Annotated in this window: 19 protein-coding genes and 2 tRNA genes; 12 read left to right on the plus strand and 9 right to left on the minus strand. The window is 55.5% G+C overall.

Features of this window, described 5'->3' with window-relative positions:
* The first annotated feature begins 94 nt into the window (after positions 1-94).
* The gene (gene yccX / locus ACT3RR_RS02875; RefSeq protein ID WP_496199694.1) at positions 95-373 is read left to right on the plus strand and encodes an acylphosphatase; all 279 of its coding nucleotides are present in this window, start codon (positions 95-97) and stop codon (positions 371-373) included.
* 20 nt (positions 374-393) lie between these two features.
* On the opposite strand, the gene tusE is transcribed toward yccX, so the two are convergent.
* Together tusE and yccA are read right to left on the minus strand one after the other, a co-directional pair.
* A complete protein-coding gene (gene tusE / locus ACT3RR_RS02880) occupies positions 394-723 on the minus strand; it encodes a sulfurtransferase TusE (protein ID WP_496199695.1) in 330 nt (109 codons plus the stop codon).
* Positions 724-829: 106 nt separating this feature from the next.
* Positions 830-1492 carry an FtsH protease modulator YccA gene (gene yccA, locus ACT3RR_RS02885; protein WP_034789313.1) on the minus strand — a complete coding sequence of 221 codons (663 nt, stop codon included), beginning with the start codon at positions 1490-1492 and terminating at the stop codon, positions 830-832.
* A 271-nt stretch (positions 1493-1763) separates the two neighbouring features.
* Here yccA and ACT3RR_RS02890 point away from each other — a divergent pair.
* The 7 genes from ACT3RR_RS02890 (at position 1764) to ACT3RR_RS02920 (ending at position 8921) form a co-directional block, all read left to right on the plus strand.
* A tRNA-Ser gene (locus ACT3RR_RS02890) sits at positions 1764-1851 on the plus strand.
* Positions 1852-2091: 240 nt separating this feature from the next.
* A tRNA-Ser gene (locus ACT3RR_RS02895) sits at positions 2092-2179 on the plus strand.
* A gap of 283 nt (positions 2180-2462) precedes the next feature.
* Positions 2463-3551 carry an ABC transporter substrate-binding protein gene (locus ACT3RR_RS02900; RefSeq protein ID WP_496199696.1) on the plus strand — a complete coding sequence of 363 codons (1089 nt, stop codon included), beginning with the start codon at positions 2463-2465 and terminating at the stop codon, positions 3549-3551.
* A gap of 233 nt (positions 3552-3784) precedes the next feature.
* A complete protein-coding gene (locus tag ACT3RR_RS02905; protein ID WP_034789316.1) occupies positions 3785-5554 on the plus strand; it encodes an ABC transporter permease in 1770 nt (589 codons plus the stop codon).
* Positions 5547-6617 carry an ABC transporter ATP-binding protein gene (locus ACT3RR_RS02910; protein WP_353501594.1) on the plus strand — a complete coding sequence of 357 codons (1071 nt, stop codon included), beginning with the start codon at positions 5547-5549 and terminating at the stop codon, positions 6615-6617. The genes ACT3RR_RS02905 and ACT3RR_RS02910 overlap by 8 nt, the downstream gene beginning before the upstream one ends.
* 97 nt (positions 6618-6714) lie before the next feature.
* Entirely contained in the window at positions 6715-8364 is a 1650-nt protein-coding gene (locus tag ACT3RR_RS02915; RefSeq protein ID WP_496199697.1) for a methyl-accepting chemotaxis protein, read from the plus strand.
* Between the two features lie 56 nt (positions 8365-8420).
* Positions 8421-8921: a GNAT family N-acetyltransferase gene (locus ACT3RR_RS02920; protein ID WP_084674052.1), complete on the plus strand. Its 501-nt coding sequence runs from the start codon at positions 8421-8423 to the stop codon at positions 8919-8921.
* 12 nt (positions 8922-8933) lie between these two features.
* Here the strand turns inward: ACT3RR_RS02920 and ACT3RR_RS02925 are convergent, their stop codons facing one another.
* Positions 8934-9536 (minus strand): cupin, encoded by a 603-nt coding sequence (locus tag ACT3RR_RS02925; RefSeq protein ID WP_496199698.1) that lies wholly within the window; start codon positions 9534-9536, stop codon positions 8934-8936.
* A 246-nt stretch (positions 9537-9782) separates the two neighbouring features.
* Between ACT3RR_RS02925 and osmE the strand changes: the two genes are divergently transcribed.
* Positions 9783-10115 (plus strand): osmotically-inducible lipoprotein OsmE, encoded by a 333-nt coding sequence (gene osmE, locus ACT3RR_RS02930; RefSeq protein ID WP_034789322.1) that lies wholly within the window; start codon positions 9783-9785, stop codon positions 10113-10115.
* A 118-nt stretch (positions 10116-10233) separates the two neighbouring features.
* On the opposite strand, the gene ACT3RR_RS02935 is transcribed toward osmE, so the two are convergent.
* Positions 10234-11961, minus strand: a complete 1728-nt coding sequence (locus ACT3RR_RS02935; protein WP_353501597.1) for a potassium/proton antiporter — start codon at positions 11959-11961, stop codon at positions 10234-10236.
* Positions 11962-12175: 214 nt separating this feature from the next.
* On the opposite strand from ACT3RR_RS02935, the gene ACT3RR_RS02940 reads away from it, so the two are divergent.
* Positions 12176-12376 carry a hypothetical protein gene (locus ACT3RR_RS02940; RefSeq protein ID WP_486030069.1) on the plus strand — a complete coding sequence of 67 codons (201 nt, stop codon included), beginning with the start codon at positions 12176-12178 and terminating at the stop codon, positions 12374-12376.
* Between the two features lie 82 nt (positions 12377-12458).
* Here the strand turns inward: ACT3RR_RS02940 and ACT3RR_RS02945 are convergent, their stop codons facing one another.
* The gene (locus tag ACT3RR_RS02945) at positions 12459-13043 is read right to left on the minus strand and encodes a nuclear transport factor 2 family protein (protein ID WP_496199699.1); all 585 of its coding nucleotides are present in this window, start codon (positions 13041-13043) and stop codon (positions 12459-12461) included.
* 136 nt (positions 13044-13179) lie between these two features.
* On the opposite strand from ACT3RR_RS02945, the gene ACT3RR_RS02950 reads away from it, so the two are divergent.
* Both ACT3RR_RS02950 and ACT3RR_RS02955 read left to right on the plus strand, forming a co-directional pair.
* A complete protein-coding gene (locus ACT3RR_RS02950; RefSeq protein WP_485903281.1) occupies positions 13180-14046 on the plus strand; it encodes a LysR substrate-binding domain-containing protein in 867 nt (288 codons plus the stop codon).
* Between the two features lie 98 nt (positions 14047-14144).
* The gene (locus ACT3RR_RS02955) at positions 14145-14738 is read left to right on the plus strand and encodes a GNAT family N-acetyltransferase (protein WP_496199700.1); all 594 of its coding nucleotides are present in this window, start codon (positions 14145-14147) and stop codon (positions 14736-14738) included.
* Between the two features lie 425 nt (positions 14739-15163).
* On the opposite strand, the gene ACT3RR_RS02960 is transcribed toward ACT3RR_RS02955, so the two are convergent.
* Genes ACT3RR_RS02960 through ACT3RR_RS02975 form a run of 4 tightly spaced genes read right to left on the minus strand, consistent with a single transcriptional unit; the run spans position 15164 to position 19452 of the window.
* Positions 15164-16141 carry an ROK family protein gene (locus ACT3RR_RS02960; protein ID WP_496199701.1) on the minus strand — a complete coding sequence of 326 codons (978 nt, stop codon included), beginning with the start codon at positions 16139-16141 and terminating at the stop codon, positions 15164-15166.
* Positions 16138-17004: an ABC transporter permease gene (locus tag ACT3RR_RS02965; RefSeq protein ID WP_034789356.1), complete on the minus strand. Its 867-nt coding sequence runs from the start codon at positions 17002-17004 to the stop codon at positions 16138-16140. The genes ACT3RR_RS02960 and ACT3RR_RS02965 overlap by 4 nt, the downstream gene beginning before the upstream one ends.
* On the minus strand, positions 17004-17924 hold the full coding sequence (locus ACT3RR_RS02970) for an ABC transporter permease (protein ID WP_034789358.1): 921 nt from the start codon (positions 17922-17924) through the stop codon (positions 17004-17006). Before ACT3RR_RS02970 ends, ACT3RR_RS02965 begins: the two co-directional genes overlap by 1 nt.
* Before the next feature lies 1 nt (position 17925).
* Complete coding sequence (locus tag ACT3RR_RS02975; protein ID WP_353501603.1) at positions 17926-19452, minus strand: ABC transporter substrate-binding protein; 1527 nt, start codon at positions 19450-19452, stop codon at positions 17926-17928.
* Positions 19453-19766: the final 314 nt, after the last annotated feature.

The raw sequence follows: 19766 nt of genomic DNA on the forward strand, positions 1-19766 counted from the left end.
ATTAGGTTCTGTCAGTTCGGGGCAAAAAAGAGCGTCATTGTCCGAGCAAGCAGCCAAAATTGCAACGAACCATACCGCTTACGGAGAGAATATTATGGCAAAAGTCAGTATAGCCGCCTATGTCTACGGCCGGGTGCAGGGCGTAGGATTTCGTTTCGCCACGCAACAGCAGGCCAACGGCTTGGGCCTGACGGGCTATGCGAGAAACTTGGATGATGGCAGCGTAGAAGTCATTGTTTGCGGCGAGCAGGAGCAGGTGGATCAACTGCTGACGTGGCTTAGACAGGGTGGCCCGAAACACGCCAAGGTAGATAAAGTGTTGAGCGAGCCCGCGCCACCGGGGGATTATGGCGAATTTAAAATCCGCCATTAGCTTTCGCTATCACCTAAAAGCTACAGGCATTTGACCGGTTTTGGCAGGCCAGCAATTTTGGTGGCTTGCTTCGCCGGGCCTTTAGGGAACAGTCGGAACAGGTAGCGGCTGTTGCCTTTCTCTTCGCCATATTTTTGCGCCATGGCTTTGACCAGCATGCGAATGGCGGGGGAGGTATTGAATTCGAGATAGAATTCCCGCACAAAGCGCACCACTTCCCAGTGAGCCTCGGTCAGCACGATCTCTTCTTCTTCGGCCAACATAGTGGCCAGATCTTCGTGCCAATCAGCACTGTTTTTTAGGTAGCCCTGAGCATCGGTTTCAATCTCGCGGCCTGCAAACTCCAACATAACACCTCAATTCTCAATAAAACGCTGCGCGCAGTTTAGCAAAAAGGTCGGAGCCACAAAATAAAAAGCCCCGCTTTCGCGAGGCTTGGCTGGCTGAAAGGCCGAATTAGTTGCTGCGGGACAAACCTAAGATACTCAGCAGGCTGACAAATACGTTATACAGAGAAACGTACAGGCTCACCGTGGCACGAATATAGTTGGTTTCGCCGCCGTGAATGATGTTGCTGGTTTCCCACAGGATTGCGCCGGCGGAGAACAGGATGAACAGGCAGCTAATCGCCAGTGACAGGGCAGGGATTTGCAGGAACAGGTTAGCGATAACCGCCACCAGCAGCACCACGAAGCCCGCCATCATCATGCCAGACAGGAAGGACATGTCCTTACGGGTGGTCAGCACGTAGGCTGAACAGCAGAAGAACACCAGCGCCGTGCCACCAAGGGCCAGCATAATGATGTCACCCGCGCCAACCGAAAGCAGGGAGCTAAGCAGTGGGCCGAGGGTGTAACCCATAAAGCCGGTCAGGGCGAAGGCCGCAAGAATACCCACAGGGCGGTCAGCCGTGCGGTAAGTCAGGAACATCAACCCGTAGAAACCCACCAGCGTCAGCAGCATACCCGGCGAAGGTAAACGCAGTAGGGTGCTAGCGGTAGCAGTAATAGCGGAAACGCCGAGCGTCAGCGCCAGCAGGAAATAGGTATTACGTAGAACTCTGTGGGTGCTTAACAGCGCGCCGGCACGAGAGGAGGAAGAGGCAACAATACGTTCCATTTAAAATCTCACTTATCGACAAAAGTTGGAGTCGGTGAAAATACAATCAGCCATGAATAGTAGATAGTTACCTGCCGTGATTAAAGGCGTTTTACCCTTCTTTACCCATGAGTTACCGTCAACTGGCCGTAGAAATGACGCTTCCCTGTTTTAAAACTGGCCGTAATGTCGATTTAATCATCATTTGAAACGCCAGTGCCTGTTTTTCAGGCAAACGAACATAATCAGGCTTTACAACCTAATGGCCTATGTTTATAGTTCGCTTCGTTGCGGAGGGGTGGCCGAGCGGCTGAAGGCACCGGTCTTGAAAACCGGCGATGGGAAACCATTCAAGAGTTCGAATCTCTTCTCCTCCGCCATATACAACACAAGAAAGCTGCTAAGAAATTAGCGGCTTTTTTTGTCTCTGCGTTTTGGCATTTCCTGTCTCGACTTTCCCATGTTTCTTCCTTTGTTCGATTTCTCAGCAATTAATGAATTTTGCAAGAATGCTTATTAAATCAACAAAATAGAACGAAAATAATGTTTGCATCTTCTTCTGCTTCTTGTATACTACGCCCCGTCTGATGAGCACTGCTCTTGAGACAGATTGTTGTTGCGGAGGGGTGGCCGAGCGGCTGAAGGCACCGGTCTTGAAAACCGGCGATGGGAAACCATTCAAGAGTTCGAATCTCTTCTCCTCCGCCATTAACAACAACGCAAATGAGCTGCTAAGTGATTAGCGGCTTTTTTTGTGCCTAAAATTCACCGAAATCTCTCTTTTCCCTCTTTTTGCATTTTTCCTGAGCTGTTAACCCCCGGTTTTTAACTCTTTCCTGAGGGTTTTTTCGTGGTGTTAATGGTGTTAATTGCCTAAAAAATGCCCCGTCTCACAATTCGCGAACATAACCCGTTAACCTGATTGCGCAGGAAGTGGCACTGCCTATATGTTGATTTTTAGTTTCCCAAATGTAACTAGAGGTTAACAATAATGTCTAAGAAATTACGTATCTCTCTGATTGCTACTGCCGTTTTGATGTCTTCCTCTGCAATCTCTGCATTACCTGAAGGGTACCCGGCTGACTACCAGAATCTGGTCGACGGCGCCAAGAAAGAGGGCAAAGTCGTTATTTATTCCACCACCGACGTTAAGGCCGCAGGGCCGCTGATCCAGGGCTTTGAAGCGACTTATCCGGGTGTGAAAGTCGAATACAACGACATGAACAGCACCGAGCTGTACAACCGTTTTATCAGTGAGCAGGCGGCGGGCGGCAACAGCGGCGACGTGGTGTGGAGCTCCTCCATGGACACTGCGCTGAAGCTGGCGACCGACTACGCGCAGGAATATTCCTCGCCGGAGCATGGGCAACTGCCTAAGTGGGCTGTGTGGAAAGAGAAGGCTTACGGCACCACTTATGAGCCGGTAGTGTTTATCTACAACAAACGCCTGATCCCAGCCGGTGACGTGCCGGACTCTCACGCCGCGTTGGCGAAGCTGATTGCCAGCCAGACTGACAAATTCAAGAAGAAAGTCACCACCTATGACATCGAGAAATCAGGTCTGGGCTTCATGCTTTCAGTTGAAGATTTCAAAGCTGATCCTAACTACTTCAAAACGCTGGCTGACGTCGCCAAGGGCGGCTTAGCAGTACAGTCCTCCACCGGCACCATGATGGAAAGGGTGTCGTCTGGCGAAAACCTGATTGGCTTTAACATCTTAGGCTCCTACGCCGAGGCCCGCGCCAAAACTGACCCGTCGCTCGGGATCTCCTATCCGAAGGATTACACGCTGGTCCTTTCCCGCGTCTCCTTCATCAGCAAAGAAGCCAAAAACAGCAACGCGGCGCGCCTGTGGCTGGACTACGTGCTGTCGGAAAAAGGCCAGAGCATCCTGGCGAATCAGGGCGACATTCCTTCCATCCGTAACGACATCGAAGGCAACAACGATATCGACGGTATGACCAAAATGCTGGGTAACGCCCTCAAACCTATCCCGGTTGATGAAACGCTGCTGGAGTACTTACAGCAGAAAAAACGCCTTGATTACATCAAGCAATGGCGCGAGGCCGCGGCCAAATAAAATACTCGTCATCCTTCGAGCCACAGGGGCGACTCACCCGAATCACTGACTTGAGTAAGCTCATCGGGGGTCATTTGCTTGCCGCCTTCCTATGACTCAAATGATTTAGGGTATTGATTGATTTAAATCGGTAAAACGGGATGCGCGTCGGTGAAAAAGGGCGCGTATCCCCTCGATTTGCTCTGACCGTCTTCATTTGCATGGCTCAGAGCGCATAACCGAAGGGACGTGACATGATTGCATTACGCAGAAAGTGGCAGAGTCTGCCGCGCAGCGTAGTGGTGTTGATAACCGCGCTGGTTATCTACATTCCACTGTCGTTTATCGTTATACAAAGTTTTCTCTCGGCGCCTTTCTTTTCGCCTTCGAAGGAGTTTAGCCTTGAATCCTTTGAATTTATCTTCACCGATCCTGATTTCTATAAGGCGCTGAAAAGCGGCTTTATTCTGGCCTTTGGGCTGATTGTCATTTCTATTCCTCTGGGCGGTATTCTGGCGTTCCTGATGGTGCGCACCGATCTACCGGGAAGACGCCTGATCGAGCCGCTGATCCTGGTGCCGATTTTCGTCTCGCCAATGGTATTGGGCTTTGGTTACGTGGTGGCGGCGGGGCCGGTGGGATTCTTCTCCCTGTGGGCTGAATCGCTGTTCGGTTTCGTGCCGTGGAACATCTATGCCATGTCGAGCATCGTGGTGATCGCGGGCCTGACTCACGTGCCGCACGCCTACCTTTATATCTCCTCAGCGCTGCGCAGCGTTGGGTCAGATGTAGAAGAGGCCGCGCGCACGGCGGGGGCCACGCCGCTACAGGTCATGACCGCCGTCAGCCTGCCGATGGTGCGTCCGTCGATTCTTTACGCCAGCGTGCTGCTGTTCTTCCTCGGGCTGGAAGTGTTCGGCCTGATGCTGGTGTTGGGTGACCCGGAAGGCAACATGGTGCTGGCCACTTACCTTTATAAGCTGACCAACAAGCTCGGCACGCCGTCTTACCACCTGATGGCCGCTGTCGCCGTGGTGCTGATTTGTATCACCGTGCCGTTGGTAATGCTGCAACGCCGCCTGATGCGCACCGCCAACCGTTTTGTCACCGTCAAAGGTAAGGCCTCGCAGGCTCGCGCACTCCCATTGGGCAAGTGGCGCTGGGTGGCTGGCGCGGTGGTGGCCTTCTGGCTGACCGTCACCATCGGCGTGCCGCTGGTGGGCGTGGTGCTGCGCGCCTTTATCTCCAACTGGGGCGTCGGCGTGTCGCTGTGGGACGAGCTTTCGCTCAATACTTTCCGCACCATTTGGGAACAGCCAAACCTGCTGCGGGCGATTGTGAACTCAATGGCAATTGGCGTCTTTGGCGGGGCGCTGGCGGTGGTTTGCTACCTGTTTATCGGCATCGCCATGCACCGCAAGCCGGACGGCGTGACGCGCTTCCTCGACTACAGCGTATTGGTGCCGCGCGCGGTGCCGGGCCTGCTGGCCGGTCTGGCCTTCCTGTGGGTATTCCTGTTCCTGCCAATGTGGCTCGACAACGCGCTGAAATCGGGCTGGCTCTCGGGCCTGCCGGTATCTGAGTGGCTGCGGGAGAATCTGGTGGTGTGGCTGCGTTCGCTGCGTAGCACCATCTTTAGCGTCTGGCTGGCCTACACCGTGGTGTGGATGGCTTACGGCCTGCGCCTTATCTCGTCGACCCTGCTTCAGGTCGGGCCGGAGCTGGAAGAGGCGGCACGCAGCACGGGCGCGACCCGTGGGCAAATCACCCGCCACGTCACCATTCCGCTGTCGCGCTATGGCCTGATTGGCTCTTGGTTGCTGATGTTCCTGATTTTTGAGCGCGAATATTCCACCGGCGTCTATCTGCTGTCGCCGGGCACGGAAACCATCGGCTCAATGCTGGTTTCCCTGTGGGCGGCGGGGGCGATTGATATCGTTGCCGCGCTCTCCTTTATTAACATCCTGCTAGTGGTGTTAGGTCTGGGTATTGCCTTACGTTTCGGAGTCAAATTACATGATTGAGTTAAGCGTCGATAATCTGCATTTAACCTATGGCGACAACCCGGTGCTGAAAGGCGTATCCATGGATTTAAAACGTGGAGAAGTGGTGTCACTCCTTGGGCCATCCGGCAGTGGCAAAACCACGCTGTTGCGCGCCGTGGCGGGGCTGGAGAAGCCGACGCAGGGGCGCATTGTGATCGGGAAAAACACCGTTTACGATGGCAGCCCGCGCAGCGAAATCCCGGCCGAAGAGCGCAATTTGGGGCTGGTGTTCCAGTCCTACGCCCTGTGGCCGCACAAAACCGTGTTCGAAAACGTGGCTTACCCGCTGAAACTGCGCAAAGTGGCCTCGGGCGAAATGAACCAGCGGGTGCAATCGGTGCTGGATCAGCTCGGGCTGGGGCATCTCGGCAAGCGCCACCCGCACCAGCTGTCTGGTGGACAGCAGCAGCGCGTGGCCATTGGCCGTGCCCTGGTTTATAACCCGCCGGTGATTTTGCTGGATGAGCCACTCTCCAACCTTGATGCCAAACTGCGCGAGGAAGCACGCGTCTTCCTGCGCGAACTGATCATTAAGCTAGGCCTGTCGGCGCTGATGGTCACCCACGACCAGAACGAGGCGATGGCGATTTCCGACCGCATTTTGCTGCTCAACAATGGCAAAATTGAACAGCAGGGCACGCCGCAGGAGATGTACGGTTCGCCGAAAACCCTATTTACCGCCGAGTTTATGGGCAGCAATAACCGTCTGCACGGCAAAATCACTGAGCTGAGCAACGGCAGGGCGCGCATTGAAGGTAAGGATTGGGCGCTGTGGGGACTAGCGGGCGAGGGCGTGCAGGTCGGGCAGCAAGCCACGGCGGTGATCCGCGTCGAGCAGGTGAAACTGGGCGATAGCGCCGAGGGCAACCAAATCGAGCTGCCGCTCCTAACCAGCATGTATCTTGGCGATCGCTGGGAATACCTGTTCCGCACGGTCGCCGAAGATTTTGTGGTTCGCGCTTATGGCAGTGAAGTGCGCGGTCAGGAGATGTTCCGCCTGTCGCTACCCGCTGAACACCTGTGGATCTTCCCGAAAATCTGATGTGATGACTGACTTTCAGGGGCTGCGGCCCCTGAAATATTTCTGTCATTTCCCACGAGTAAAATTCTGCCTACGCTAAAAATTATGCAGAATAATCATGAAATTAACTTCCCCTTTCTTTAAAGCTCATGGCCTTTTCAGCACAGTATTCCGCACAGCTTTCACATCTCGCCCAAGAGGTATTCTTTTTGGGGTAATTTGCGTTATCACGCTATTTTCCGCCTTGCAGATCTTCTCGACCCTTATCCTCACCAACATCCTGCAAGATGCCCGCCAAAACGTCATTGCCACCGAAAGCCTGCGCCAGCAGCAGGCGGTGATGGACAAGGCGCGCATGGAGCTGCTGATCGCCAGCGATAAGCTCAACCGCGCGGGGATTTATTTCATGCAGGACAAAGAGACGGGTTCAGACGGCAGTTGGCACAGTCTGATGGAGGAGTCGCAGGCCGCGCTGGCCGCGTCTGATAAGGCTTTCAAGCAGTTTGCCACCATCACCGGCGGCTTGCAGGGCGACGCGCAAAAGGCGGCGACCGACCTTCAGGCCAGCTACCAGATGTTCTATGACGGGCTGCGCGAGCAGTCTGACGGCCTGCAAAAAACTAATACCATTGATTCCTTCTTTAATGTGCCTATTCAGGCGTTTCAGGATGATTTCAGCGACAAATATTATCGCTACCTGAGTGTCAATGAGCAGACGGCAGTCTCGCTCAGCGACCATCTGCTGGCGGCGCTGTCACAGGCGAAATCTCTGTTCCTCGGCGCATTGGTGCTGCTGGCGGTGATTGCCTTTATGGTCTGGCGCGGCATTACTCGCTGGGTTATCAGACCTTTACAGCAGCTGATCGCCCACATTCGCGTGCTGGCGGCTGGGGATCTCTCCGAGCAGATTGGCGGCAAAACCCTGCGGGTGACCGAGGTTTACCAGCTCAATCAAAGCCTGAGCGAGATGCAGTCCGGGTTGCGCAGGCTGATTAGCGAAGTGCGCGACGCGTCGTCGCATATCATGGTGAACATTAATGAAATCGCGTTAGGTAATGAGGAGCTTTCAGCCCAAGCTTTGAAGCAGCGCGATGAGCTAAACGCCGCCAACCAGCACATTAGTTCACTGACCGAGCGCGTGAAGGACAACGCGCAGCACGCCCATCAGGCCAGCCAGCGCGCCGAGCAGGCCCAGCAGGTGGCAACCAGCGGCGGCGACGTGATGCACAAAGTGGACACGGCGATGAAAGAGATTGTCAGCCAGTCCGCCGAGATGAGTAACATCGTGGCGATGATCGACAGCGTGGCGTTTCAAACCAATATCTTGGCGCTGAATGCCGCGATTGAAGCCGCTCACGCCGGGCAGCACGGTCGCGGTTTTGCCGTGGTGGCGAAAGAAATTGGGCTGTTGGCGCAAAAAAGTAGCCATTCGACGCGCGGCATTCATCAACTTATTGAAGATTCGATGGCGCAGATTGGCCGAGGGTCGACGTCGGTGACTCACTTGGGTAAGAGCTTAAATGAGATCATCACCCTTTTTAGCGGGCTTAATACGCTGGTGGGCGAAATTTCTGACGCCACCCAACACCAGCGCGAAAGCATTCACGAAGTCTCCGAACGTATTGTCACTTTGACCCAGGTTACGCAGCAAAACAGCCAGTTGGCGCAGCAGGCGGCCAGTTCGTCGCAGGAGTTATTGGCGCAATCGCAACGTTTGGAGAGGGCGGTGTCTAGATTTGGTTTGGGCGAAATTCAGGCTGCGGCTTGACAGTCAACGGGGGAATCGACAAATTAGTTGCCCTGATTGCTTAAAACGGTTTTCCCATGACTGAGACTTCATCTCCATCCAACGCCTGTGCTGTGAAGATTGCCAACCTTGCGGATGTTCCCCAGTACCTCGAGGTGATCACAGAATACCTGCATGGCGAATGGTCTGCTTTTCCGCACTGGGCCCAGAAAGAGTATATTCGTCAGCGACTTACCCAGAGACTTGCCAGCAAAGGCCGCCAGTTCGTGCTGGTCGCTTTTGATGAGAATAACGAGGTTGTCGGCACTGCCGGCGTGATGCGCTATGAGCTGGACGACGTGGCCGAGCGCAAATATTGGCTGGGCGAAGTCTTTACCCGCCACCACCTGCGCGGCCGTGGTATTGGCTCCGCCTTGATCAATGCCAGCATCGAGCGCGCGCGCGCGGCGGGTGTTGATACCCTTTGGCTTTATACGCCGGACCAAAAGGGACTTTATTCCCGTCTTGGCTGGCAGGAAGTGGAAACACGCGAAGTGGACAACGAGCAGGTCACGGTTATGCAGCGCCCGCTGCGCTAATCCTGCCTCATCTTATTTCGCCGTGTGCCAGTAGTGCATACTTCCTTCTGAATGGCCGGTGACCGGATCGCTCTCCGGCATCGGCACCTGATTTATCGCCTTAATTCGCTCCGCCATCTTCTTCGGCTCATCGTGGCACAGGTCGGCGGTGACGTTCGGCGGATAGGCGCCCACCAGCATAAAATTGTCATCCGCTGAAATCTGTTTGTGGCCGACGCCGGCCGGAATAAGCAGCACATCGCCAACATTAACCTCAATGATCTTGCCTTTCTCTCCCCCCAGTTGCAGCTTGGCCGCGCCTGCGTACACGCCGACCACTTCATGGGTATTAGAGTGAAAGTGGGTGAAAGGGTAGACCGGGTAGCGCCACTGCGGCGGCCAGCCGTTAGCGCGGAACAGATGTTCAAGGTATTCGGCGTTGTCAGCCACTTCTGGCGGGATAACGTGATGATAAATCAGCACCGGCAGCTTGCTGTTGGGCACGCCACCGTCCGGTTTGCCGGTATGTAGGATCTCCACGGCGACCTCCCGAGGTTGGGCTTTAAGGGTTAAAGGTAAGGGCAGCAGGGCGGCAACGCTGAGTAAAGTACAAAATCGACGTCTGTCCAAAGCCATTAGCACTGCTCCTTGTTACAAAAGAGAAACCAATAACCCTAAGTTCAAGGGTTTACTTCCTTCATTTATAGAACAAAGTGGCTGCTTTCACATCAGCTGAACGGCAATGTCGGCTATTCTTTAACCGCTCTTATCAGAAAAAGCCTAATTAGCCGACTTATTCACATATAAAAGTCATATTAACTGGCGAAATTGACCGTTTCTTCTAGTCTTAACTAAACATAAGCACTTCAGGAGAAAGAAGTCATGAATAAGAAGATGTTAATTATTGTTGCTACAGCGGTATCAGTCCTTGCTGGGTGTCAGACTTACGATCGCGCAGCGAGCTATGTCAAAGAGCCTGTGGTCAGCGACGTTAAAGTCGGTATGACCAAAGCGCAGGTTCGTGCTCTGGCGGGTCCACCTTCAACAGAAGCGACGCTGGTCCATGCTAAAGGGACTTGTCAGACCTACGCCGTTGCGCCACGTGATGGTAAAGCTCAGACTTACTTCGTCAGCTTTAACGACACGGGCCACGTAATGAATAAAGGCTACCAGTCTTGTTCTGATTACGACAAAGACCCACAAGCCGGCCAATAACGGTTGATTTAGCGGCTAGTTTGCTGGCCGCTAAAGAAGAAAACGCCTGTCAGGTTTAACCTCACAGGCGTTTTTTTTATGATTTTTTTGGCGGGAAGTTTAGCAGGAAGCCTGTTACTTAGGCTTTTTCGGTCACAATTCTTACCCCGACTTTGCTCACGTCTTTGCCATCCATCTCGGCAATGGTCCAGGTTAAGCCGTCCCATTCAATATGGTCACCAATAACCGGCTCGCCGCCCAACAGCTGAATAACGAAGTTGCCCAGTGACAGGGATTTATCCACCGAGTCATCCAAATTCAGGCCATAAAGCTGTGAAATGGCGTCCAGCGGGGCATCGGCTTGCAGGATAAAGTCACCGAAGAATCTGTCATCCAGCACCACCGCGTTGCTGTCGCTAAACAGCTTGCCCAGCTCTGGCAGGTCTTTTTCCTGCCCAATCACGCAGAGAATATCCCCCTCTTTCAGCCGCGTGCTGCCCGTGGGGTGCAGCATCTCAGTGCCGCGAAACAGGGCGGCAATGCGCGTTTCAGCGGGCATTTTCAGGTCACGCAGCGCCGCGCCCACGCACCATTTCTCAGAACCCAGCTGGTAAATAAACTGTTCCCAATTGCTGTACACGTCGATATCCAGCCCCACGCGGGAAATTGGTGTCGGCATCGGCGGCACGATCACCTTAGCTTTCTTGGCGGCAAAGCCCAGCGAGGTGCCTTGCAGCAGCAGGGAAACCAGCACCACGAAGAAGGCCACGTTGAAGTACAGGTTGGCCTGCGGGATGCCCGCCATCATGGGGAATACCGCCAGAATCACCGGCACCGCGCCGCGCAACCCGACCCACGAAATAAAGAAACGCTCGCGCAGGGTAAAGTTTTTGAACGGGAACAGCCCGACGAATACCGAAAGCGGGCGGGCAACCAGAATCATCCACAGAGACAAGGCCAGCGCGCCGGCGGCAATCGGCAGCAGATCGCTTGGCGTCAGCAGCAAGCCGAGCACCAGGAACATGCCGATTTGGCTCAGCCACGCCAGCCCGTCGAAAGTCTGCATAATGCCGTGGCGGTTGCGGATCGGCATATTGCCCAGCACCAGACCACAGAGATACACTGCCAAAATTCCGCTGCCGTCCATCGCCACCGTCAGGGCGTAGACCATCAGCCCGCCGCTGAAGGCCAGCAGGGGGTATAAGCCGGTGGCCAGAGAGATTTTGTTGATCAGCTTATGCAGCAGCCAGCCGCCGCCCAGCCCGAAGAAAATGCCCAAACCAAATTGCTGAATCACGTCGAGAACGAACATCCAGCTCAGTCCGTGCTGGCCTTTGGCAATCATGTCGATCAGGGTGATGGTCAGGAATACCGCCATCGGGTCGTTACTGCCTGACTCAATCTCCAGCGTGGCGCTGACGCGTTCGTTTAAGCCTTTGCCGCCAATCAGTGAGAACACCGCCGCGGCGTCGGTGGAGCCGATGATCGCGCCAATCAACAGGCCTTGAATCATATCGACTTTAAACAGCCATGCCGCCGCCATGCCGGTTAACCCGGCGGTAATGAGGACACCGACGGTGGCCAGCGACAGGGCGGGCCAGAGGGCCACGCGAAAGGAGGAGGCCCGGGTGCGCATGCCGCCGTCGAGCAGGATCACCGCCAGCGCCAAGTTACTGACTAAATAGGCCGCCGGATAGTTGTCAAAGGCGATGCCGCCAATGCCGTCAACCCCCGCCAACATACCGATGGCGAGAAAAATGACCAAAATGGGAATTCCGAGGCGGGAAGAGAGCGAACTGAGCAGAATGCTTGCTGCTACCAACAGGGCGCCGACGAAAAAAAGTGTGTTGATAGTGCTTGCGTCCAAAATGCCTTCTCCTGCTAATGCGCCGATAAAACCTGATTAAGCCAGTATGCCATTGACTCACGTATTAATTTATCAGGAAAAAGTTATCGTCGCTGAAGGAATATTCAGATATTTATTATTCGAACTCTGGCGGAATAAAACTATGCTTAATACTGAGCTCATGGAACCTGATATGAGCATCCGGCTTCAGTTTGATCACCAGAAAGAGGAACTTATGAGCGAATTTACTGGCATCCATCGCGAAGTCCTGAAAGACGGCACTATTAAGCACGTACTGGTGCGCGATAAATCTGGCCATGAACAGGCCAAAGCGGCGAAAGACTATATCTCTGAGGGCATTCAGCCCGATTTAGACGACCTGCCGGAAGTCTCGACGGGCAGCGAGTACCCGAAAACGGGCAAAGGTAACGGCTAGCTTTCGTCTCTTGCTTAACGCAGCCCGCGCCGCTGTTGGTCGCGCGGGCCTGCCATCTCTGTTTCAGAACAACTTTACCTCGCTACTCTTTCGCCTCAGCCAGCCACTGTTTGCCTTTGGCTTTCATCTCTTGTTCCTGCTGGCTAAATTTGGTGGCGAACACCCGTTTCACTGGGAAACCACTCTTCTCCAGCAGATAGGCTAGCGCCGCGTATTCGCGCGGATATTTCTCCACCGTGGCCTGATCGATATCCACCACGCCGACTGGGAAGGTGAAGTTACCCATATCGTAAATCGACTGGCGCTTAACAATGCGCCACACACCGTCGCGCTTCTCAACTAAGTCATAGAAACGGTTATGACCGTTACAGCCCAGCCCCAGCGAGGCATTTTCGCCAATAATAATGGCATTGGTTTCGACAATCGCCCGATCGCCATTAAAGGTGATCACCGGCGAGCCAATCACATGCTTGGTGCTGAAGCCAGAATTGCCCATTTTCTGTGACCCTTTGACGAATTCGCTGAACAGCCCTTCAAACCATGTGACTTCAATAGTGCCGTCGTCATGGAACAATTCGAGCAGTTGATCCCACTCAGCTAAATCGCGATGTATCCAGCCGGTCATTAGGTCGGCAATGTCTTGGCGGTCTTGCAGTGTATTGCTCATGGTGCTGCTCCTGATGATTCGTTGCTTAGTCATTTTCTGCTGACAGCATCGGCGTCTAGAGCCATCAAAACAAATAGTTTAAATTGAGCTATTAATCATTTTAGTTGATGAGTGCTAAAACATGGATTTGCGGCAAATGCGTTACTTTCTTACGGTCGTCGAAGAGGCTCATTTTGGCCGTGCCGCCCAGCGTCTCAACATTGTGCAGCCTGCGCTGAGTATGCAGATTAAAGCCTTGGAAGAGGAGGTGGGCGGGGTGCTGTTCCTGCGCACCACGCGCAAGGTGGAGCTCACCGAGGCCGGGAAACTATTCCGCGCCGAGGCCGAACTGGCCGTGGCCCAAGCCGAGCGGGCAAAAAGCGTGGTGCAGCGCGCCCTGCGTGGGGAAACCGGCAAGGTAAGGATTGGTTTTGCGGGCAACGCGGTATTCACCGGCAAGCTGCTGGCGGATATGCGCGCCTTCACCGCCGCCTATCCGCAGGTGGAGATTGAGCTGCAAGAGCTGGCCCCGCAGTGGCAAAGCGAGGCGATTCTGGCGGGCAAAATTGATGTCGGCTACTGCCCGGCAATGGGCATTGAGTTTGACAGCCAACTGAGTACCGAGCTGATTGGCGACTGGCCGATGATTATCGCACTGGCGAAGGACCACCCTTTGGCGGGCGCTGAACTTCTCACCAGAGAGATGATTGCCAACGAGCCGCTGATTGTCTATTCCACCGGCAAAGCCGATGGCGGGCAGGTGGCGCAGTTGGAGCGAGCCTTGGGGAGTCCGCCGTGCATTGCTCATCAGGTTTCAAGCACGCTGAGCGTCTTGATGCTGGCGGCCGCCGGACAGGGGATTGCGCTGGTGCCCTCGACTTTCGAACAGGTGCCGTTGCCGGGTCTGCTATACAAGCCGCTGGATAACTTCAGCCTGCGCGCCAATATGATTTTGCTGCATCGCACGCAAGAAACCACGGGTTCGGTAAAAGCCTGGCTGGCGCTTACCCAGGAGAATAAGTGAGTTAAATCAGCCTTGTAAGTCTAAAGAAATTCCGTATAACGGTAGTGTTACTAAGAATTACAGAGTCCATTAACGGCCACTCGGCTACAAGGAGAGTTATGCAAGAGTTTATCGTCCCTGTTATCACTCCCACGATTGAAATCACCACGCCGCGCCTGATCATGCGCCAATGGCGCGAAGAGGATCTGGCACCTTTTGCCGAGCTGAATGCCGATCCGCGCGTGATGGAGTTTTTCCCTTCGGTTATGACCCGCGAAGAGAGTGACAACTTGGCCGAACGCTGTAGCGCCTTGATAACCGAACGCGGCTGGGGCATCTGGGCGCTGGAGACGCGCGACGAACACAGGTTTATCGGTTTCCTCGGCCTGCACACGCCGGGCTACCCGCTGCCTTTCAACCCCTGCGTCGAAGCCGGTTGGCGTCTGAGCGCCGAGTCATGGGGCAAAGGGCTCGCCAGCGAAGCCGCGCAGGCCGCCCTAAAGGTAGGTTTCAACCAGCTCGACCTGCATGAAATCGTCGCCTTCACCGCGCTGATAAACCTGCGTTCTCAGGCAGTAATGAAGCGCATGGGGATGACCTGTGACCCTGCGGAGAATTTCAATCACCCGGTAATAGCCGAGGGGGACAGACTTCAAGAGCACTGTCTTTATCGCCTGCGGCGGGATGATTGGGCGGCTGCCCAAAGCCGCTGAGATTTTTGCGTTGGCATGCAGACTGGCCCCTAAGGTCAAAACCGTGGGCTCGCCGCCCATACGGACCTGAAGGTCAAAACCTTGCGTTGCCACGCAAACTGGCCCAAAGGGTTTTAAACGAAACCCTTTGGAATCCTGCGTTTTTTTGCTGCTGTAAGATCGAGGCTGCGCAGGGTCGGAATGGACATGTTTCAGTCGCTTTGGTGACAGCCGCGAAGAGCCGCCGCTTAGGCGGTTCCCTCGCTGCGGGATTACAACCCGCGTAAAAAGCCACGCGGTTTTCCACCTCTTGCTCGGCGTCACTTCTGAACGCGACCTACTGGCTTATCAACCGAACCTTTTCAGTAGGGTTTGTTTAAGCTTTGGGTTTGCTCCTCCCCCTGGTAAGGGGGAGGCCGGTGTGGCGGCAGCGCACGCTTTTGACCTTAAAGCGTCTGGCGTTCGCTCAAACGCCCCAACACGCTTGCCCCAATCATCCCACCATTGCCGCCAGCGCCAGCAAACTTGCCAGTGACGACCAGAGGTTCCGGGTAGCGATGCAGCACGCCGTGGCGGACGGCCAGATCTAGCGCGGTGATCAGGGGGATGGCGTTGGCTAAGCCGCCGCCGACCACGATTTTAGAGGGGCCAAGGATGTTGACCAGCAGCGCCAGAGGTTCGGCGACCAGTTGCAGCCAGGCTTGGATGGTTAAATCTGAGTCCGGCTGGCCGTTTTGCCAGCCATCGACGATTTGCTGGCTGGTGCGATCTTGCTGATTAAGATGCTGATGCAGGCGCTCCAAACCGCGCGCGCCGCCGAGTATATCCAGACAGCCGTGCTGGCTGCAGGCGCAGGGCAAGCGCGGGATATGGTAGGTCTTGCCATTGATCGGCAGCTCGGTGCGGGTGATTGCGCCGTGGCCCCATTCGCCGGTGACGCCGCCGTGACCGCGCACCAGTTGGCCGTTGATCACCAGACCACCGCCAACGCCGGTGCCGAGAATAATTCCCGCCACAATCGGCTGATTCTGCGCGTTTCCGGTGTAGGCTTCCGCCAGTGCAAAACAGTCGGCGTCATTGGCGGCGCTCACCGGGCGCTGCAAGGCGAGGCTAAGGTCAGCCGCCAGCGAACGGCCGGTAAATGCCGGAATATTGGTTGCCAGCAGCTCGCCGGTTTGTGGTGAAACCAAACCCGCCGTGGAGATAGCCAGCGGCGTGTCAGCAGGGTAGCCCGGCGCGTACTGGGTGATCAAACCCTGTACGGCGGCGACGAAAGCGTCCCACGAGGCAGTCGGAGTCGGCACCTTGCCAAACTCTTCCACTTCTCCTGAACGTGCGGAAATACCAAACTTAATAAATGAACCGCCGATATCGGCACAAAAAACCGCCGCATCAGCTGACGCAGCGGAGAAAGGTTTGCTCATGAGCGGGTATCCAGTAAATCGCGTAATCCATCGCCCAGGACGTTAAACCCGAGCACCGTCAGCATGATAGCCAGACCGGGGAACAGCGAAAGGTAAATATTTATGCCGAGGAAGTTTCGGCCATCGCTCATCATAGTACCCCATTCCGGCATGGGTGGCTGCACGCCTAAACCAAGAAACGAAAGGCTGGCGGCGGCCAAAATCACCGTCCCGGCAGTCAGCGTCGATTGGACAATAATCGGCCCGACGGCGTTGCGCAGAATGTAGTGCACGATAATCCGGTAATGTGACAAGCCGAGTGCCTGCGCCGCCTCGACGTATTCCATCTGTTTCAGGCCCAGAGTCAGGTTGCGGCTCAGACGAGCATAAACCGGAATAGCGAACAGCGAGATGGCAATCAGCAAGTTGACTAATCCACCGCCCAGAATGCTGACCACCAAAATCGCCAGCACGATGCCGGGGAAGGCAAACAGCATGTCCATAAACCACATAATGACCATGTCGACGTAGCGCCCGGCCATCCCGGCGATCACCCCTAGCGGGATGCCGATAAGCATCGCCAAGCCGACGCTCAGTACCACTTCAATAATGGAAATCCGCGCGCCGTAAATTACCCGAGCGAAAATATCGCGACCGTAGTCGTCGGTGCCAAACAGGTGGTCCGCCGAAGGGGCGAGGAGGGTATCAATCAAGTCCTGCGCGTAGGGATCGTGACGGGTGAGCCACGGCGCGAAAATACCGACTAAAACAATCGCGCCGACAATCAGACCGCCAAAGGTCACCGCCGGATGACGCCATAACCAGCGGAAGAACCGCAGCGTGCGCGGCTTGCGACGGGGTAGTTGCGTGATAATGGCAGACATTAATCGAACCTTATTTTTGGATTCAAGAAGGCAATCAACAGCTCGCCGAGCAGATTCATCACCACCACGCCGCACACTGCGACCAGCGCCACGCCCTGAATAACCGGGTAATCGCGATAGCGCACCGAGTCCACCAACAGACGCCCGATGCCCGGCCAGTTAAACACCGACTCGGTGACCACCGCGCCGCCAATCAGGCTGCCGAAGTTGAGGGCGACAATGGTGACAATCGGGATCAGCGCGTTGCGAAACGCGTGGCTGCAATAGATAGTGACGGCGGACAGCCCTTTGGCGCGGGCGGTGCGGATGTAGTCCTCCGACAGGACGTCGAGCATGCTCGAGCGGGTCATGCGCGCCATCACCGCCATAGGTAACACCGCCAGCGTCACCGACGGCAGGATGTAACTCTTCCACGAGGTCGCGCCGAGCAGCGGCAGCCAGCCGAGCGACACCGAGAAGTAGTTCATCGCCATCAGCCCGAGCCAGAAGTTAGCAATAGAAGCCCCGGCAATCGCCAGCAGCATCACGCCGTAGTCCGGCCAGCGATTGCGATACACCGCGCCAATCATCCCGGCGGGCACGCCAATGACCACCGCCAAAAAGTAAGCCAGCACGGCGAGCGCCAGCGTATAGGGCAGGCGCTCGCCGATCTCCTGCGTCACGGGCTGCTGCGATTGCAGCGACAGCCCGAGATTCCCGTGCAAAACGTCGGTGGCAAAATGCACGTACTGGGTGACGATCGGCTGATCCAACCCAAGGCGCACGCGCATATTGTCCACCGCTTCCTGCGTTGCTTCCGGCCCGGCCATCAGGCGCGCCGGGTCGCCCGGCAGCGCGCGGATAGACCCAAAAATCAGCATCGACACGCCGATCAGAATGACCGGGAAGGCGATGAGTTTTTTTGCCAGATAAGCTTTCATATCAACCCTTATGTGCGTCTTTTACAACAATCTGACCGCCCGGAACCATGGTGACGCCGGACACGCCGGTGCCTGTCGCAAACAGGTCATTCTGGTAGTACAGCAGCACTTGCGGCGCCTGCTGGTTGATCTCTTTCTGCGCCTCGACGTAGATGGCGTTGCGGGCGTTTTCATCCTGCGTTGACGCCGCCTTGTCTAGCATTTCATCCAGTTTAGGGTCGTTGAAGAAGCCGAGGTTGGCACCGCCCGGCGCAAAGCTTTTGCTGTAGTAGAGTGGGCGAAGTTGCAGATCCGCGCCGTTAACGCCGGAAGACCAGGACGCCAGCACCGCGCCGGTGTTATCGGCCTTTTTGCCTGCCTGATCGGCAAAGGCGGCTTTGGCCCACACGCCGCTTTCCATCTGGCGGACGTCCAGCTTGACGCCAATTTTCGCCCACATGCTTTGCAGCACTTGGCCGATACGCGCGTCCTGCCCCTGTACGGCAATCGACATAGTAAAGCCGTTCGGCAGCCCAGCCTCTTTCAGCAGCGCCTTGGCTTTCTCCAGATTTAGCGGGTACGGATTGAGGGTTTTGTCATAGCCCGCCGTCACAGGCGCGAGAGGCGAGTTAGCCGGAATGGCGAAGCCGGACATGATGGCGCGCACCAGACCCGCGCGGTCGGTGGCGAAGTTCAGCGCCTGACGCACGCGCACGTCATCTAACGGCTTAAGGTCGGTGTTGAGCGCCACCCAGAATACGGCGGAGCCAGGGCTTTCATGCAACTGGAATTTAGGATTGTTTTTCAGCACGTTGGCGAACTGCGGCGGCACTGGGTTAATCACGTCAGCTTCGCCCGCCTGCAGGGCCATGTTCATTACCGACGGCTCGGCGCTCCAGGTCCACTTCAGGTCGTCCGGCCCGCTGGTCTTATTCCCCCAGTAGCCCGGATATTTCTCTTCCAGCACGAATTCACCGGTTTTGTACTGCACCATTTTGTACGGCCCAGTCCCCACGGCTTTGCTATCCAACGTGCCGGCTTTGTCGGCGGTTGGGCTGACCATCAAGGACGCGCCGGTCGTCAGTAAATTGAGGAAGGCGGGATAAGGCTTCTTCAGGGTGAACAGCACCGTCGAGTCATCCACCTTGGTGACGCTTTCGAGGAAGGTGCGCAGGCGCCCGCTGGCCGCCAGACCGCGCTTGGCGTCGAGGTGGCGGGCGAAGTTGGCGACCACGGCATCGGCATTAAACGGCGTACCGTCGTGGAAAGTCACCCCGCTGCGCAGCTTAAAGGTCCACTTCAGGCCGCTCTCATCGCTGCTCCACGAGGTGGCGAGCGCCGCCTCTGGCTTCAGCTCGGGCGACATGCGCAGCAGACCTTCATACATCGGGTCCAGCACCGTACCGGTAAAGGTAGCCGTCTGGTTGCCGGGGTCCATGCTGCGCGGCGCTTCGTTCTGCATGATGGTCAGGGTGGCCGCGTAGAGCGGGGAGGAAAGTGCGGCAAGCAGCGCCGTACTTAGTAGAGTTAATCGCATTTTGCTGTTCATCGTATTTCCTCTGCCCAAAATACCCGTCATCTTTCGAACCGCAGAGGCGTTGGCTGCTTTATCTCGCCCGAATCACTGATCTGTGTAAGTTCATCGAGGTTCGTTGGTTTGCCGCCTGCCTGCCTTCGAAATATTTTGGGTATTACGTGTAAATGATTAAAAGGTGATTCGAAAACATCAAAAACAGTGTGAACGTTTTTTTGCGTAATTAGTTCATATGAAAAACTTATGTTGCGATGTTTGGTTCAAAATGTGAACTAATTGGCATTGATATATCCATTTTTAATGTTTAATGTCAACGCAGCTGATTGAAA

Origin of the sequence: Ewingella sp. AOP8-B2-18 (assembly GCF_052376015.1) — a bacterium.
Taxonomy (GTDB): Bacteria; Pseudomonadota; Gammaproteobacteria; order Enterobacterales; family Enterobacteriaceae; genus Ewingella; species Ewingella allii.